At 68.0% G+C, this 17,068-nt stretch carries 13 protein-coding genes; 4 read left to right on the top strand and 9 right to left on the bottom strand.

From position 1 onward, the window contains the following. Positions 1-22 precede the first annotated feature (22 nt). Positions 23-781, top strand: a complete 759-nt coding sequence (locus tag ACFU5V_RS00570) for a LamB/YcsF family protein (protein ID WP_378695995.1) — start codon at positions 23-25, stop codon at positions 779-781. Beyond that, complete coding sequence (locus ACFU5V_RS00565) at positions 781-1,401, top strand: allophanate hydrolase subunit 1 (RefSeq protein WP_378431839.1); 621 nt, start codon at positions 781-783, stop codon at positions 1,399-1,401. The genes ACFU5V_RS00570 and ACFU5V_RS00565 overlap by 1 nt, the downstream gene beginning before the upstream one ends. A 45-nt stretch (positions 1,402-1,446) precedes the next feature. Here the strand turns inward: ACFU5V_RS00565 and ACFU5V_RS00560 are convergent, their stop codons facing one another. The 7 genes from ACFU5V_RS00560 to ACFU5V_RS00530 all read right to left on the bottom strand — a co-directional run bounded on the left by ACFU5V_RS00560 (position 1,447) and on the right by ACFU5V_RS00530 (position 9,709). After that, the gene (locus ACFU5V_RS00560; protein WP_378695993.1) at positions 1,447-2,400 is read right to left on the bottom strand and encodes a PDR/VanB family oxidoreductase; all 954 of its coding nucleotides are present in this window, start codon (positions 2,398-2,400) and stop codon (positions 1,447-1,449) included. Then, positions 2,381-3,406, bottom strand: coding sequence for a Rieske 2Fe-2S domain-containing protein (locus ACFU5V_RS00555; RefSeq protein ID WP_378695991.1), 1,026 nt, complete (start codon positions 3,404-3,406; stop codon positions 2,381-2,383). The genes ACFU5V_RS00560 and ACFU5V_RS00555 overlap by 20 nt, the downstream gene beginning before the upstream one ends. Positions 3,407-3,425: 19 nt before the next feature. Next, positions 3,426-4,196 carry an SDR family NAD(P)-dependent oxidoreductase gene (locus ACFU5V_RS00550; protein WP_378695989.1) on the bottom strand — a complete coding sequence of 257 codons (771 nt, stop codon included), beginning with the start codon at positions 4,194-4,196 and terminating at the stop codon, positions 3,426-3,428. Beyond that, positions 4,193-5,698, bottom strand: coding sequence for a C45 family autoproteolytic acyltransferase/hydolase (locus ACFU5V_RS00545; protein WP_378695987.1), 1,506 nt, complete (start codon positions 5,696-5,698; stop codon positions 4,193-4,195). Before ACFU5V_RS00545 ends, ACFU5V_RS00550 begins: the two co-directional genes overlap by 4 nt. After that, entirely contained in the window at positions 5,695-6,534 is an 840-nt protein-coding gene (locus tag ACFU5V_RS00540; RefSeq protein ID WP_378695985.1) for a polysaccharide deacetylase, read from the bottom strand. Before ACFU5V_RS00540 ends, ACFU5V_RS00545 begins: the two co-directional genes overlap by 4 nt. 192 nt (positions 6,535-6,726) lie before the next feature. Further along, positions 6,727-8,214: an APC family permease gene (locus tag ACFU5V_RS00535; protein WP_378695983.1), complete on the bottom strand. Its 1,488-nt coding sequence runs from the start codon at positions 8,212-8,214 to the stop codon at positions 6,727-6,729. A 115-nt stretch (positions 8,215-8,329) separates the two neighbouring features. Beyond that, positions 8,330-9,709, bottom strand: a complete 1,380-nt coding sequence (locus ACFU5V_RS00530) for an aspartate aminotransferase family protein (RefSeq protein ID WP_378695981.1) — start codon at positions 9,707-9,709, stop codon at positions 8,330-8,332. Positions 9,710-10,000: 291 nt separating this feature from the next. Between ACFU5V_RS00530 and ACFU5V_RS00525 the strand changes: the two genes are divergently transcribed. Further along, on the top strand, positions 10,001-11,527 hold the full coding sequence (locus tag ACFU5V_RS00525; protein WP_378431666.1) for a gamma-aminobutyraldehyde dehydrogenase: 1,527 nt from the start codon (positions 10,001-10,003) through the stop codon (positions 11,525-11,527). Between the two features lie 2 nt (positions 11,528-11,529). Here the strand turns inward: ACFU5V_RS00525 and ACFU5V_RS00520 are convergent, their stop codons facing one another. Further along, positions 11,530-11,991, bottom strand: coding sequence for an Lrp/AsnC family transcriptional regulator (locus ACFU5V_RS00520; protein ID WP_378431667.1), 462 nt, complete (start codon positions 11,989-11,991; stop codon positions 11,530-11,532). Positions 11,992-12,243: 252 nt separating this feature from the next. Between ACFU5V_RS00520 and ACFU5V_RS00515 the strand changes: the two genes are divergently transcribed. Continuing rightward, a complete protein-coding gene (locus ACFU5V_RS00515; RefSeq protein WP_378695978.1) occupies positions 12,244-13,740 on the top strand; it encodes an APC family permease in 1,497 nt (498 codons plus the stop codon). 62 nt (positions 13,741-13,802) lie between these two features. Here ACFU5V_RS00515 and ACFU5V_RS00510 read toward each other — a convergent pair whose 3' ends face one another. After that, positions 13,803-17,060 (bottom strand): NAD-glutamate dehydrogenase domain-containing protein, encoded by a 3,258-nt coding sequence (locus ACFU5V_RS00510; RefSeq protein WP_378695976.1) that lies wholly within the window; start codon positions 17,058-17,060, stop codon positions 13,803-13,805. Positions 17,061-17,068 lie beyond the last annotated feature (8 nt).

Below are 17,068 nucleotides of genomic sequence, written 5' to 3'. Positions count from 1 at the left end.
TCGGAACCCTAATATCGAATATGTGCCGGCAATCGATCTGAACAGCGACCTCGGCGAGAGCTACGGTGCCTGGACCCTCGGCGACGACGTCGCGATGCTGAAGCTCGTGACCAGTGCAAACGTGGCCTGCGGTTTTCATGCGGGTGATCCCGCGACCCTGCTGGCCTGTTGTTCCGCGGCGTCCGAGCTGACGGTCCGGATCGGCGCGCAGGTGGGCTATCACGACCTCGCCGGGTTCGGGCGCCGATTCATCGACGTCACACCGCGTGATCTGACGGCCGACGTCGTGTACCAGATCGGCGCCCTCGACGGTCTCGCCCAGGTCTCCGGGTCCGCGGTGGCGTACGTGAAACCGCACGGCGCGCTGTACAACGCGATCGTGCATCACCGTGAGCAGGCCCGCGCGGTGGTCGCGGCGGTGACCGCATACGACGACACCCTTCCGGTTCTCGGTCTGCCCGGTTCGGTGTTCCTGGAGGAGGCCGAGAAGGCCGGACTGCGGACGGTCACCGAGGCGTTCGCCGACCGCGCGTACACGCCCGAGGGAACGCTGGTGCCCCGCAAGAGGGACGGCGCGGTCCTGCACGATCCGGCGGTCGTGGCGGAGCGGGTCCGTCGACTCGTCGTCGATCACGTCCTCGAAGCGGTCGACGGCACCGTCCTCGCGGTCGCCGCCGAATCCGTCTGCGTGCACGGCGATACGCCCGCCGCCGTCGAGATGGCCACCGCCATCCGGTCGTTGCTCGACGCCGAGGGCGTCACGGTGGAGCCGTTCGTGTGATGCGCATCCTCGACGTCGGAGAAAGCGCGATCCTCGCCGAGTTCGAGGATCAGGGCACCGTGCTCGCGTACTTCCGGGCTCTGGACGACTCCCGGCCACCCGGGGTCCGGGAGGTGATACCGGCGGCGCGCACCATCCTGGTGCGGTTCGACCACGGCGCGACGAGCCGCGACCGCGTCGCCAAGTGGGTACGGAGGACGGAACCGGCGGCGGTTGTCGCCGAGGACTCCCCGGAGGAGGTCCGGATCGCCGTGCGCTACGACGGACCCGACCTCGAAGACGTGGCCGAACTGACCGGTCTCGGTGTCGACGGCGTCGTCGCGGCGCACACCGGAACGCCGTGGACGGTGGCGTTCTGTGGCTTCGCCCCCGGTTTCGGGTACCTCACCGGCGGCGCACCCGAATTGCACGTGCCGCGCCGCGCGACGCCCCGAACCTCGGTCCCCGCCGGGACGGTGGCGCTCGGAGGGGAGTTCACGGGGATCTACCCCCGCACCTCGCCCGGCGGGTGGCAGCTCATCGGGACCACGGACGAATCGATCTGGGATGCCGGGCGCACTCCCCCTGCCCTGCTCCGTCCCGGTGTCGTGGTGCGCTTCGCGCCCGTGAGTACTTGTTAACCGCCCGCGGTTAACAAGTACTCACGGGTGGCGGAGCCGCCCCCGTCACAGGTCCAGGACCAGGCGATCACCCCTTGCCCGGGACACGCAGATCATCATGCTGTTGCATTGCGCGCGTTCACTTTCGGTGAGGAGGTCGTCACGGTGGTCGACGTCGCCGCTCAGGACCTTCACCTCGCAGGACCCGCAGATGCCCATCTCGCACGACGACGGATGGTCGATCCCGGCGCCGCGGACGGCCTCGAGCACAGTCTGGTCGGGGCGCACCGGGACGACCTTCTCACTGCGGGCCAGTTCGACCTCGAATTCTCCGCTCGACTCGACCGCGGGGGCCGCCGCGGCGAACCGTTCGAGGTGGAGGTCGCCGGCGCGACCCGCCTGCGACATCCGCTCCACCAGCGCGTCCATGAGCGGTGTCGGCCCGCAGCAGTAGACCGCCGCCTCCGCCGAGGACGCCACGACGGACGCCAGATCGAGGTGACCGTCCGTGTCCTGCGGCACCAGCCGCACCGCGGACGGGTCCAGTTCGCTCACGAACGCGAAGTGCTCGGCGGTGCGCGCTCCGTACACCAGCTCCCAGGTTCCGCCGCGCCGTTGCACTTCCCGGATCATCGGCAGCATCGGGGTGATGCCGATGCCGCCGGCGACGAACACGTACCGGTCCGCGTCGGTCAACGCGAAATTGGAACGGGGACGACCGATCTCGATCAGGCGGCCCGGACGCAGCTCGCGATGGACCTCCACCGAACCACCCCTGCCCGCGGGCAGTTCGAGGACGGCGATGCGGTAACGGCTCGTGTCAGCGGGGTCGCCGCACAGCGAGTACTGCCGGATCGTGCCGGACGGCAGGTGCACGTCGACGTGAGCGCCCGGTTCCCAGGCAGGCAGCTCGCCGCCGTCGGGGCGGGCGAACTCGTACGACGTGATCGACTCCGCCTCCCAGCGAGCGGCGACGACGCGCAGCGGGAGGATCAGCGGGTCAGACGAACTCGGTGACATGACTGCCGTCCTTGACGCGGTTCATCAGCTCGGTGAACGAGCGCCGGTAGTTGAGGGTGAACAGATCGGCGGGTACGGAGAATTCCTGGAACTCCGAATCCCAGGGAATTTCGCGGGGTTCGATGAATTCGACGATCGGGATGTCTTCGAGGTACACCATCTCCTCGACGCGCAGGCACTCCTCGAGGTCGGCGCCGCGGTAGCCGACCTCGTTGGCGACGCCCCAGAAGATCTTGACGTGCTCGTAGTCGATCGGCGACGGGAACCCGGCGACGACGCGGCGGCCCAGCTTCTCGTAGTGGTACGTGATGGACGCGAGACCCGGTGCGGAGCAGCGGTACCGCATCATGCAGTCGCCGTCGTTGGCCCAGTCGCCGGAGCCGGCGTCGAGGGGCCGGTCCATCCAGACGTCGAGTCCGTCCCGGTTGACGTTGAGCGGTTCCACGACCTCCGGCGTCGGGCCCATCGACACCTTGTGGACGAAGGGGAAGTGCGCGACGTCGCGGAAGTTCTCGATCGTCACCCCGACTCCGACGGACGAGTCGATGGGGTCGGCGGCGAGCCATTCGAGGTCGAGGCCCTGCCACTCCTCGATCTCGTATATGTCGCGGATCGGGTCCTCGAGCACCGTCCAGACGTGACCGAACCGTTCGACCGCGGGGTACGTGGCGATCGACGCGCGCGGCGGGATCTTGCCCTGATCGGCCAGGGACGGGATGCGGCTGCAGCTGCCGTCGGTGCTGGAGAACTCCCAGCCGTGGTACGGGCAGCCGATGGAGCTCTGGTGCACTTCACCCATCGACAGGTCGCCGCCGCGGTGCGGGCAACGCCGAGACTGCACCGAGATCCGCCCCTCGCCGTCGCGGTAGATCACCAGGCTGACGCCGAGAAGCGTGGCCGTCTGGGGCTTGTCGAGGTCGCGGAGGCGGGCGACGGGGAACCAGGAGCGGCGCATCGACGCTTCGGCCAGTTCGCGTTTGGTGGGGGTGGGGATCGAGGTGGTCACGAGGGTCCTTTCGGGGAGTTCAGGCGCCGATGACGAGCGCTCCACCGTTGACCGCGAGGGTCTGTCCGGTGATGAAGGCGGCTCCGTCGGAGGCGAGGAAGGCGACGGCCGCGGCGATTTCGTGGGCGTCGCCGAGACGGCCGAGGGGGACGGCGGCAAGTTCCTCGGCATAGACGTCGTCGGGCACCATCCGGGTGTGGATCGCGCCCGGAGCGACGGCGTTGACGAGGATCTTCTGCGAGACGAGTTCGGAGGACAGCGCCTTCATGAGCCCGAGTTGCGCCGTCTTGGACACCATGTAGCCGTAGGAGTGGCCGCCGGGGACCTGCCCCCACTGCGAGGAGATGAAGATGACGCGCGGTGCCTCGCTGCGGGCGAGGAGCGGCGCGGCGGCGCGGGTGATGGCGTACGGCCCGAGGACGTTGACGTCGAGGTAGGGCCGCAGGTTCTCGACGGGTGTGTCGCTCAAACCCTTCCAGTCGTGCATGATGCCGGCGTTGTGGACGAGGATGTCGAGGCGGCCCCAGTTGTCGTTCGCGACGGCGACGACCCGTTCGCCGGCGTCCGGTGCGGTGACGTCCAGCTCGAGGCATTCGACGCGGCGGCCGGTGCTGTCGCGGATCTCCTTGGCGACCGTCGACAGCTCCGCGGCGTCGAGGTCGGCGACGATCAGGTCGGCGCCGCGGGCAGCCAGGGTCCGGGCATGTGCGGCTCCCATGCCGCGTGCGGCGCCGGTGACCAGCGCGACGCGGTCGTCCAGCCGAACACTCGGAATGGCGGTGACACTCATGCTCCCGCCCCCACGATGTGCGGCTCGGTGACGTACAGCATGTTGCCGTCTGGGTCGAAGAACGGGCGGTACTGGTACCAGGTGCCGCTGGGGTGCTTCCACTGGATCCGCTCGTCGACCCATTCGACACGCCCGTCGAGCGCGGCCTCGGCCTCGTCGAGGCTGTCGACCTCGAACGCGATCGAGTCGTAGCCGGGTGCGTTGTCGGGGTTGACCGCGGTGCGGCGCGGAGCATGTTCGCCCACTTCGGATTTGAAGATGTAGAGCGTCACGTTGCCCATGTCGATCGCCGCCCATTCCTCGTCCTTCTCGTAGGGGAGGTGGAAGGGCAGCCCGAGGACGCCGTGGTAGAACGCCACGAGTGCGTCGACATCGCGCGTGAGGATGTCCATGTTGTCGATGCGCTTCAGTTTCAGCACGGTGTTCTCCTTGGTCGGTGCCGCGAAATCGGCGGGAATGGTGCAGGGCCCACCGGAATGGGCGGTCAGGGTTCCGTTCTCGACGTCGAGCGAGACGGTCGCGAGGGTTTCGAAACGCGACGAGGCCGGCAGGGCCGGGTCGACGTGGCAGCACGTCGCCCCGCCGCCGAGCAGATGCGACGTCATCGCCTCGACGACCGCGGGTGCGTCGATGTCCGGCCGGCCGGCCAGTCGACGGCGGAGCAGGTCGAATCGGATCACGGTGTCCGGTCCGTTCCGGAGTTCCGTGTCGTGCAGGTTCGCCGGGCTGCTGAGGAAATGGTTGGTGTGGACGAGCAGGCCGTCGTGGTCCGGCAGCGCGTATCCGATCCCGCCGGGGTGGAGTTCGACGCTCACGGCCGCGGATTCGCCACCGGCGCTCGCAACGAGCGTCAGCGACGTCGACGCCGTGACGTCCGCCTGCGCGAGCCGGACGAGCGCGTGGTTGAGGTCGCGTGATTCGTCGAGTACGGCGCGGGCCAGCACGTGCACCGGGACACCGATTCCGTTTCCGTCCCCGGTGTGGTGGAGGATGTTGAAGTGCACGCCCAGGCCGCGGTCGTTGACGCCGATCTTGCCGACGATGCCGTATTCGGTGACGGTGGTGGTCACGTGACCGTTCTCGTGCGGGATCTCCCAGACGAGCCACAGGTCGGCGAGTTCGGCGAACCAGTCCCACGCCTGGACGGAGACCGGCGGCGTCCCGTCCCGGAGCCGGACGACGGTGGTGCACTCACTCGGCGTGGTCGAGCCCACCGCCGCAAGCACTTCGGTGCGCGCATTGATCGCCGCGACCGCGGTCACGGGAAGGCCGGCGCCGTCCGCGATGCCGGCGATCTCGTCGGCGAGTGCGGGCGCGGCCGCGGCGATCCGTTCGAGGGCACGGGTTCCCCAGTGGTCCAGGTCGACGGCCGAGCCGGCGGCACGGTCGAACAGCTGCTGGTACGCGGCCACCGACGCGCCGACCCGTTCCGCGTGGGCATTGCCGAATTCGTATCCGCGATCCCACGGCCGGGTCTGCGTGGAGCGGAACCGGCGGGTCACGACGCCACCCGCAGCAGTCGCGGCGCCACCAACTCGGCGACCTCGTCGAGACGGGCGAACCACACGTCGCCGGATTCGGCCATGTGTGCCACCACCTGCTCGAACTGGGCGAGCCGGTAGGGGCGTCCGATGACCTCGGGATGCATGGTGAAACTCGTGTGCCGACGTTCGGCGCGGGCCGACTCGAATTCGGCTGTCCAGCAACGACGCAGTTCTTCGGGGTCGGCGACGTTGCCGCCTCCGTCGATGTTCCATCCGAAGCGCGGCCAGTCGTCGAGCGACCAGTGCACGGGCAGTTCGAGGATCTCGAGGCCGTCCCAGGACTCGACATACGGGCGGTCGTCGCCCATACAGCTGGAGTCGTACAGGAATCCGCGCTCGACGAGCAGAGCGAACGTCTCTGGGGTGAGTTCCCAGGACGTGGAGCGGTATCCCTTCGGCCGCGGGACGCCGAGCCGTTCGAGGGCTTCGAGGCCCTTGTCGATCTCGTCGATCTGCTGCTGCTCGCTCACCTTGTCGCTGCGCAGGTGCAGGTGCCCGTGGTGGCCGATCTCGTGCCCCGCGTCGAGCAGGCTCTCCACCATCGCGGGGTGATGCTCCGCGGTGTGTCCGGGGACGAAGAACGTGGCCGAGATGTCGTATCGGGCGAGCAGTTCGAGGATGCGCGGCACGCCGCGCGTGACGCCGTAGCGGCCCTCGGACAGGATGGTCAGACGGCGTGCGTACTCGTCGCCTTCACCGAGCCAGCCGGCCTCCGCGTCGACGTCGAAGGTCAACGACACCGCGGCGGCCTTGCCTCCCGGCCAGTCTGCGGTGGGAAAGTCCTGAATCGTCAAGACGCGCTCCTCTGATTGCGCCGCTTCGGCGGCGGATGGGACCCGATGCTGCGCATTTCGGCGTCCAATGGGGATTGATTCAACGCTTTGCGTGTTACAGACCACATTAACAGCGCGCAAACCGACACACAACCCCGGAGACACTGAAACTTTGCGTCAAACTACGCCGGCCTTGCTGCGCATTGCGCAGCGTCAGTCGCCGGCCTGCGGTTCGCCGTCCCGCAGCGCCGCGTAGGCCGCAGGGCGGGACCGTCGCATCCGCAGGGCGACGGCCACACCGGCGCCGTACGCGGCGAGCACCAGGCCTCCGATGATCAACGCGCCCAGCCGATCTCCGATGAGGAGTTCGAAGTTGGTCACGACGAGAGCGACCACCGCGAGCAGACCGAGGATCGCGAGCGACGGTGCCGCGACCGTGTGCCACCGGCGTTTGTCGAGATCGTGCGTGCGGAAGAACACGATGACCGCCAGGTTGGTGAGCGCCATGAGCAGGACGATCCCGAGCGTCGCCGCACCGGACAGCCACGTGTAGGCCTGGGTGATCGGGTCGATGCCGCTGACCGCGACCACCGCGAGCAGCACTCCGGAGATCGCGGTCAGGGCGATCGACGAGCGCGATGGCGCCCCGTACTTCGGGCTGACCCGGCCGAGCGCCGACGGCAGCACTCCCATCGCGCCGAGCGTGAACTGGTATCGCGTGATGACGTTGTGGAACGACAGGACGCACGCGAAGACGCTGGTCACCACGAGAAGCTGCATGATGTCGTGCACGACCGGCCCGGCGTACCGGGTGGCGAGGTCGAACACCATGTTCACGGGATCGTCCGACGCCGTGTCCACCGCATCGGTCACACCGGCTCCGACGACCACCGCCCACGCGGACAGCGCGTAGAACGCCCCGATCGACACGACCGCGACGTACGTTGCGCGCGGAACGGTGCGGTCGGGGTCGCGCGCCTCGTTCCGGAACACGGCTGTGGCCTCGAACCCGAAGAAGGCGAAGAACGCGAACATCAGACCCAGCCCGGGCGAGCCGTCGAACACCGTGGCCGGCAGCAGAGGGGCGCCTGTCAGACCTGCTGCGCCGCCCTTGACCAGGATGGCGAGATCGAGCACGACGACGATGAGTGCCTCCGCGACCAGGAGCACTCCGAGAACCTTGGAACTCAGCTCGATGTCGCGGTACCCGAGCACGGAGACGATCGCGAAGGCGGCGAACGAGAACACCCACCAGGGAGCGTCGACATGCAGGTACTGCGCGGCGGCGTTGCTCGCGGCCACCCCCTGATAGGAGTAGACGGCGATGAGGAGCATCGAGTACGACACGAGCGCCAGCAACGCGGCACCGAGCCCGTTGATCCGTCCGAGCCCGGCCTGCACGTACGAGTAGAACGCCCCCGCGTTGCGGACGTGCCTGCTCATCAGCGTGTACCCGACCGCGAACAGGGTGAGGATGACGGCGGCGATCAGGAAGAACAGCGGCGCACCGATGCTGCCCCCGAACGCGATGACGATGGGTACCTGGGCGGCGACGACGGCGAGCGGTGCGGCGGCGGCCACCACCATGAAGACGATGGCGCCGACGCCCAATCCGCGGTTCAGGGGATGCATGCCCTCGCCGCGATCGGCGCCGTCCGGGCCGGCACCGCCGTTCGCGGACAGCGAGGAGTGGGAAGTCATGATTCTGCCGTTCTCGTGAGAAGGGGCGATGCGCGCGTGCGGCGCACCGGCAACACGAAGGCGGCACCTCGACGCCGTTGTCGAGGTGCCGCCTTCGTGCATGGGACCCGTTGCGTTACAGCAGCGTCCAGGCTTCGGTGAGGACGCCGCGGAGGATGTTTTCGATTTCGTCGAATTCGGCCTGTCCGCAGATCAGGGGCGGTGCGAGTTGGATGACCGGGTCTCCTCGGTCGTCGGCGCGGCAGTACAGGCCGGCGTCGAACAGGGCGGTGGAGAGGAAGCCGTGCAGGACCCGCTCGGCCTCGGCGTCGGTGAACGACTCCTTCGTGGTCTTGTCCTTGACCAGTTCGATGCCGTAGAAGAAGCCTTCCCCGCGCACGTCCCCGACCATCGGCAGATCCGTCAGCTTGTCGAGGGTGGCCCGGAACGCCGGCGCCTGCTCGGCGACGTGCGCGTTGAGGCCTTCGCGTTCGAAGAGGTCCAGGTTCGCCAGCGCCACCGCCGCGGAGACCGGGTGCCCGCCGAAGGTGTAGCCGTGCGCGAACATCGACGTCCCGTCGGCGAACGGTGCGAACAGCCGGTCGGAGGCGATCATCGCCCCGATCGGCGAATACCCCGACGTCAGGCCCTTGGCGCAGGTGATGATGTCGGGCACGTACCCGAAGTCCTCGCACGCGAACATCGACCCGATCCGCCCGAACGCGCAGATCACCTCGTCCGAGACCAGCAGCACGTCGTACTCGTCGCAGATCTGCCGGACCCGGTCGAAGTAGCCGGGCGGGGGTGGGAAGCAGCCGCCGGCGTTCTGCACCGGTTCGAGGAAGACGGCGGCGACGGTGTCGGGGCCCTCGAATTCGATGGCCTCGGCGATCCGGTCGGCGGCCCAGATCCCGAACGCCTTCGGGTCGGTGCCGAGGGGGTCGGGGGCGCGGTAGATGTTGGTGTTCGGGACCCGGAACGCGCCGGGGGTGAGCGGTTCGAACGGCGCCTTCAGCGCCGGGATGCCGGTGATCGCCAGGGCGCCCTGGGGGGTGCCGTGGTAGGCGATGGAGCGGGAGATGACCTTGTGTTTGCCGGGTTTGCCGACCTTCTTGAAGTACTGTTTGGCCAGTTTCCAGGCGCTTTCGACGGCCTCGCCGCCGCCGGTGGTGAAGAACACCCGGTTCAGATCGCCCGGGGCGTAGCCGGCGAGGCGTTCGGCGAGCTCGATGGCCGGTTCGGTGGCGTAGGACCAGAGCGGGAAGAACGCCAACTGTTCGGCCTGTTTGGCGGCGGCCTCGGCGAGCTCGGCCCGGCCGTGCCCGGCCTGCACCACGAACAGCCCGGACAGCCCGTCGAGGTAACTCTTCCCGGTGGAGTCGAAGATCCGGGCGCCGTCGCCACGGGTGATGATCGGCGGGGTGATGTTCTCCCCGTGCCGGGAGAAATGCCCCCACAGATGGCGGCGAGCGGACGCTTCGAGTCCGGTCGTGGTTCTTTCGGTGACTGCAGTCATCGTAGTCCTCAATTATGTTTCGGTTCAGTCGAATTCGGACTGGTCCAGCGTCAGAGGTCGAATCCGGGCCGATCGTCTCGGCAGGCCGTCGAACGCAGAGGTCCGATCCGGCATGCGTCAATCGTGACGCCTTCTGCCCGCGAATTCAAGTGGCAAGTTGATAATTTTTGACGCAATGCGCAGTAGCAGTTGCGTTTTTATGACTGAATTCGTGGCGACAGGTAGCCAACACGAGTGCGCTCTTCTACTGTGAGTGAATCTTTTTTCTCGCCCCCGTCTTGGAGTGATCCCATGACCGTCTCGGTCCCCCTTCCGTCGTCCCCCTCGCTCGACCTGCCGACCACCGTGCCCGGCTGCTGGATCTCCGGATCCCCGGCCGAGGGCTCCGGTGCCATCCACCGCATCATCGATCCGGCGACGGGCGCCCCCGTCACGGCACTGACCCTCGCGACCGCCCGGGACGTCGACGCCGCCGTCCGGTCGGCGCGTGCCGCCTTCCCCGGCTGGTCGGGTGCCGCCCCGGCCGAGCGCGCAGCCGTTCTCACCACCCTTGCCCGCGCACTCGAGCGCGACGCGGAACTGTTCGCCCGCGAAGAAGTCGCGCAGACCGGCAAGGCAATCCGGCTCGCCCGCGAGTTCGACGTCCCGGGCAGCATCGACAACATCGATTTCTTCGCCGGAGCCTCCCGCAATCTCGAGGGCAAGGCCGCCGCGGAGTACTCCCCTGACCACACATCGAGCATCCGGCGTGACGCCGTCGGCGTCGTCGGGTCGATCACGCCGTGGAACTATCCGCTGCAGATGGCGGTCTGGAAGGTGATTCCGGCGCTGGCCGCCGGGTGCACGGTCGTGCTCAAACCGAGCGAGCTCACGCCCCTCACGACGCTCCGCCTCGCCCGGCTGGCCACCGAATCCGGGCTGCCCGACGGCGTGTTCAACGTGGTGACGGGTACCGGCGCCGAGGTGGGCGCCGCGCTCGCCGGACACCGCGGAATCGACGTGCTGACCTTCACCGGGTCGACCGCCGTGGGCCGGACGGTGATGGCGCAGGCGGCCGTGAACGGCACCCGCGTGCAGCTCGAGCTGGGCGGCAAGGCCCCGTTCGTCGTGTTCGACGACGCCGATCTCGAGGCGGCAGTGCACGGCGCGGTCGCGGCGTCGCTGATCAACGGCGGACAGGACTGCACCGCGGCGACCCGCGCGATCGTGGCGGACTCGCTGTACGACGAGTTCGTGGCCGGGGTGGCCGCACTGATGGAACGGGTCGTGGTGGGCGATCCCTACGACCCGGACACCGACCTCGGATCGCTGATCACACTCGCGCACCGCGACCGGGTCGACGGCATGGTGCAGCGCGCCCGCGCCGCCGGTTTCCGGATCGTGACCGGCGGATCCGCCCCCGACCTGCCCGGAGCGTTCTACCTCCCGACCCTGATCGCGGATGTCACCGAGGATGCGGAGATCTACCGCGACGAGGTGTTCGGACCGGTGCTCACCGTGAGCCGTCATTCGGGCGACGACGACGCGATCCGCCGCGCCAACGACACCGACTACGGTCTCGCCGCGTCGGCATGGACGACGAACCTGTACCGCGCGCAGCGCGCATCACGGGAGATCGACGCGGGATGCGTGTGGGTCAACGATCACATCCCGATCATCAGCGAGATGCCGCACGGCGGGGTCGGCGCGTCCGGCTTCGGCAAGGACATGTCCACGTACTCGTTCGAGGAGTACCTGACCGTCAAGCACGTCATGAGCGACATCACCGGAGTGTCGCGGAAAGCGTGGCACCGCACGGTGTTCGGCGCGACGCAGTAGGACTACTCCTTCGAGGGCGTGCCGTACCGCAGCTTGTGCACCTTCAGGATCGAGATGGTCTCCGTGGTGCGCACGCCCTCGATGGTGCTGACGTACTGATTCAGGAAGGCCCACAGTTCCGCGTTGTTGGCGGTGCCGACCTCGACGCAGATGTCGGCCCGCCCCAGCAGCGTCGAGACGTACGTGATCTCCGGCATCTCGGTCAGCGCATCCACCACGTCCTGGTGCCGCCCGGGGTCGACCGTCAGGAACACGAGTGCCAGTTGCGAGTCGCCCAGCCGCTCGGGATCGGCGAACGCGACGATGCGCAGGATGTTGAGATCCTGCAGTCGCTTGACCCGCGCCCGCACCGTCGCCTCGGACGAGCCCAGATTCCGGGCGATTTCCCGGAACGCTCGCCGCCCGTCGTCCTCGAGTTGCCGCAGGATCGCGCGGTCCAGTTCGTCCAGAGTGTGCTGAGACATGGACCGACTCTATCCAGAACGACGAGATCAGTGGCGTAGTGGGCACGAAATGCTGCATTTCATGAATGTTAAGCGTCGGTTAATACGCATTGCGAGGGCATTTTCATCTTGTGCGACGCATTGCGCGGTGTTAGTGTCTTGAATCACATACTTGCGGCGGCCCGTCGGCCTCCACCCACTCGACTCGAGTCGCCGAGGGCCGCATTCTGAATACACACACTGCGCCGACAAGGCCCAGAACTGGAGAATCCCGTGAGCTTGCACGATTCCTTCGCCGACGACCACACCTACGAGAAGAACCTGCGGTGGTGGGACGGCTTCACCATCAGCCTCTCCATCCCCGCCGCACTGTTCGTCGGCATGGGCTACGCAATCGGCCTGATCGGTGCCTGGACGACGCTCGTCCTCCTCGGCGCCGTCGCCGTCCTCGCGTGCCTGCAGAATTTCATCTACTCCGAGATGGCCAGCATGTTCGTCGACAAGGTCGGCGGAATCTCCATGTACGCCCATCAGGGCTGGCGGACCCGCTCGACCCTCGTCGGTCCGCTCGCGACCTACGGCTACTGGTTCTCGTGGTCCAGTTCGCTGGCCATCTACGGCCTCCAGATCGGGAAGCTGGTGCAGGCCGAATGGTTCCCCGAGCAGACGTGGACGTTCTCCACGGGCCTGGCCACCATCGGACTGCCCCACTTCATCGCACTCGGCGTCCTGGTCATGGGCTGGGGACTGAACGTCCTCGGGATGCGACCCGCGATGTGGCTCATGTACGCGACCGGCGCCCTCGTCCTCGTCCCGATCGTCGTGTTCGCTGCCGCTCCGCTCCTGTCCGACAGCTGGTCGATGAGCAACCTGCACTGGGACATCGCCGCCAGCGGTGAAGCGGGCTGGCGCACCGCGATCGCCTGGATGTTCGTCCTCGCCTGGTCGGTCTACGGCATCGAGGCGGTCGCCTCGTTCGTGCCCGAGTTCCGCGACACCATCCGCGACAGCCGAATTGCGTTGCGACTGGCCGGTTTCTTCGTCATCGCCGTCTACATCCTGGTCCCCTTCGGCGTCGGCGGACTCGTCGATCAGGCGAACGTCGCCGAGAACCCCGTCTCCTTCTACCTGACCGTGTTCGAGAGCCTCTTCCCCGGCGGCGACATCGTGATGGCGATCTGCCTCATCGCCGGCCTCGTGCTCCTGATGGTGATGACCACCGCCGACGGCGGACGCGTGCTCCACGGCAGCGCCCGGGAGGGGCTCACCATCAAGCAACTCGGTGAACTCAACCGCTTCAAGGTCCCGGGGCGGGCCATGTCGCTCGACCTGCTCGTCAACGTCATCCTGATCCTGTTCGTCGGCGAGGCCCTCGCCGTCATCGTCGCCGGCATCGTCGGCTACCTGATCTGCCACATCCTGTCGCTGACCGGCTTCCTCAACCTGCGCCGCGACGAACCGGACGCCCCTCGCCCGATCAAGCTCGGCAAGCAGTGGGTGTACATCGCCGGTGTCCTCGTGGTGATCGACACGATCATGGTCGTCGTCGGCGCTCTGAGTGCCTCCATCACCGGCTACGGCAGCACGAAGGAACTGATCGTCGGGGTCTTCGTCCTGTCGCTGTCGATCGTGCTGTACGCCTACCGGCGCGTCGTCCAGGACGGTCAGCCGTGGGTCTGGAAGGAACCGGCGTCCGCCGTCGAAGCCGATTTCGTGCCCGACGACGACGAGGACGACGCACCCGCCGCCGATCCGGCACGCACCGTATAGCTCCACCTGTGAGTACTTGTTAACCGCCCGCGGTTAACAAGTACTCACAGGCGCGAAGCACATCAGGCCATGGACCGCACGTGGCGAGCCGCGACCGACAGCGATGCGAGGTCGTGGGTTGACGCGGCGTCGATCTCCCCCAGCGTCCGTCGAGCTCGCTCGATCCGGGCGCTGTTCGTCGTCTCCCACAGCAGAATCCGGGAGTCCGCCGAATCGCCGGGCTCACCCGAGGACAACACGTCCCTGGTCAGGAGCCGGACGGAACGGTACAGATCGTCCCGCAGCGCCACCCGGGCGAGCGTGTGCCACCGTTCGCCGCGCGGAAGGGCCGACACCTTGATCAGCCAGCGATCCACGCCGAGGTGATCGGAGAGGGCGAAGTAGAGCGGCGCCACCTCGGCAACGTCGCGTCCCACTTCTCGTGCGACGTCCACGATGTCGAGCAGACTGAACCGGTAGAGGCCGTCGGCGATGCGCCGGGCGATGGACGTCTCCACGCCCGCCTCGTCGTAGATTCGCCGCGTTTCCTCCATCGCCAGCGCCTCGGCGCCGCGGAGCCATCCGCCGACGTCGACGGAATGCGCGTGGACGTCACGCCGGAACTCGTCGATCTCGGCGTCCACCGACAGCGGCTGACGTCGGTTGGCGAGGAACCACCGCGACGCCCGGTCGAGCAGTCTGCGGGCCTCGACGACCAATTCGTACTCCGCGGCCGGCGGCAGTTTCGCCGCGGCGATGTCGGACCAGAGTTCCTCGAGCCCGAACACTTCCGACGTGATGACGAACGCACGCACCACATCCGCGGGCCCGGCCCCCGTCTCTTCGCGCAACCGGTACGCGTACGTGAGCCCGCCGCGGGCGAAGATGTCGTTCACGATCTCGGTGGCGAGGATCTCCTGGCGGAGGGGGTGCGTGTCGATGGGGAGGACGGAGCTCAGTGCGGCCGGGAAGTACGCGCAAAGCCGTTCGGAGAAGTACCCGTCGGTGAAGACGTCCGAATCCTCCAGTTCCGCTTTCAGATCCAGTTTCGCGTGCGCGAGGAGGGTCGCCAGTTCCGGTGAGGTCAGCCCGAGGCCCGCCTCCGACAGCTCGGTGAAGCCGTCGGCGGTGGGCAGCGCCTCCAGTTCGCAGTCCAGACCGCGCTTGTCGACCAGGTCGTTCACCATCCGTGCGTGCACGTCCACCATCCGGTGGGCGTTCGACCGGGCGTCGCCGAGCACCCGGTTCTGTGCACGATTGTTCGCGAGAACGAGGTCCGACACGTCGTCGGTGAGCGTCCCGAGCAGGTCCGAGCGCCGGGACGGGTCGAGCCGTCGGTCGACCGGCAGGGAGTCGAGCAGGATCTTGATGTTCACCTCGTGGTCCGAGCAGTCCACGCCGGCCGAGTTGTCCAGTGCGTCCGTGTTGACGCGTCCACCCGTGCGGGCGAATTCGATGCGGGCGAGTGCAGTCACGCCCAGGTTGCCGCCCTCGGCGACGGCCCGTGCGCGCAGCCGGCCGGCGTCGATCCGGACGTTGTCGTTCGCCTTGTCCCCCGCATCCGTGTGCGACTCCGACGACGCCTTGACGTACGTCCCGACGCCGCCGTTGAACAGCAGATCCACCGGGGCGGCGAGGATGGCGCGGATCATCTCCGGCGGCGTCAGCGTCGTCACCGACTCTGCCAGTCCGAGCGCCGCCCGCATCTGGCTGCTCACCGGAATCGACTTGCTCTCCCGCGACCAGACACCCCCGCCCGCACTGATGAGGGACCGGTCGTAGTCGGCCCACGACGACCTCGGCAGTTCGAACAACCGGCGGCGTTCCTGCCGGGCCTGCTCGCGGCGGGGAGTGGGGTCGACGAAGATGTGCCGGTGGTCGAACGCGGCGACCAGGCCGATCCCCGACGTCGCGAGCATGGCGTTCCCGAACACGTCGCCGCTCATGTCGCCGATCCCCGCCACCGTGAAGCTGTCACGATCGACGTCGATTCCGAGTTCGGACAGATGCCGGGTGACGCTCACCCAGGCACCCTTCGCGGTGATGCCCATCTTCTTGTGGTCGTAGCCGACCGAACCACCGGACGCGAACGCGTCCCCCAGCCAGAAGTCGTAAGTCCGGGCCACCTCGTTGGCGGCGTCGGAGAACGTGGCCGTGCCCTTGTCCGCCGCCACCACCAGGTAGGGGTCGTCGCCGTCGCGGCAGACGACGCCGTCCGGGTGCACCGATTCGGCGGTGTCCGAACGGTTGTCGGTGACGTCGAGCAACCCGGAGATGAACTGCCGGTAGCAGTCCAGGCCGGTCGACGACGGGTTGCGCACGACGAAACCGCCCTTGGCGCCTGCGGGCACGATGACGGCGTTCTTCACCGCCTGCGCCTTGACGAGTCCGAGGATCTCGGTGCGATAGTCGTCGGGGCGGTCGGACCAGCGGAGCCCACCGCGCGAGACGGGTCCGTACCGCAGGTGCACACCCTCCATGTCCGGTGAATACACGAAGACCTCGTAGAGCGGCCGCGGCCGCGGGAGTTCGTCGATCTCGCCGGAGCGGAACTTCAGCGACAACTGGGGCCGCGACGGACCGAGCGTCCCGTCCCGGTAGAAGTTGGTGCGGGTCGTCGCCGAGACGAGATTCACGTACGCGCGCAGGATCCGGTCGGCGTCGAGGCCCTCGACCTCCTCGAGCAGTGATTCGACTCTGGTCCGACGGGTTTCGACCTCACCGGCGGAATGCCCGCGCGGATCGAAGTGCGCGTGGAACAGACCCACGACCGCAGAGGCGAACTCGGGACGCGACAGCAGCACCGCCTCGATCCGGCCCTGGTCGTAGGGCAGAGCGCTCTGCCGCAGGAAGCGTGCGTAGGCGCGCAGGAGCACGACCTCACGCCAGTCCAGGCCGGCGGCGAGTACCAGCACGTTGAACCGATCCGCCTCCGCCCGGCCCGACCACATCGCCCGGAACGTCTCGACGACGGCCTCGGGTTCGACGGATCCCGCGGCCATCGCGGACGCGACGAGCGGTCCCGCGGACACCCGGAAGTCGTAGAGCCGGCACACCAGACCGTCGGCGCGGCGGAACACGGACGTCCGCTGGTCGACGACCTCGAGGTCGAGACTGCCGAGGAGGCGGAGCACCCGCTCGAGCGACACGGTCGCCCCTCCGCTGTAGAGCGTGACCCGGAATTGCGGGTTCTCACCGGTTCCGGCGGTGTCGACGTGCAGGTCGAAGGCGTCGGCGGTCAGTCGGTCGAGGATGGCGACGTCGGGGACCGGCGGCCGATCCCGTTCTTCGACATAGCCTTCCGGCAGGGACGGGGCGAGCGTGGACGAAATCGAGCTCATAGATTCTC

Origin of the sequence: Rhodococcus sp. NPDC057529 (assembly GCF_042802055.1) — a bacterium.
In the GTDB taxonomy this organism is placed as follows: Bacteria; Actinomycetota; Actinomycetes; order Mycobacteriales; family Mycobacteriaceae; genus Rhodococcus_F.
Note: the sequence above shows the minus strand (reverse complement) of the source record. Positions and strands in the feature narration are given on the sequence as shown.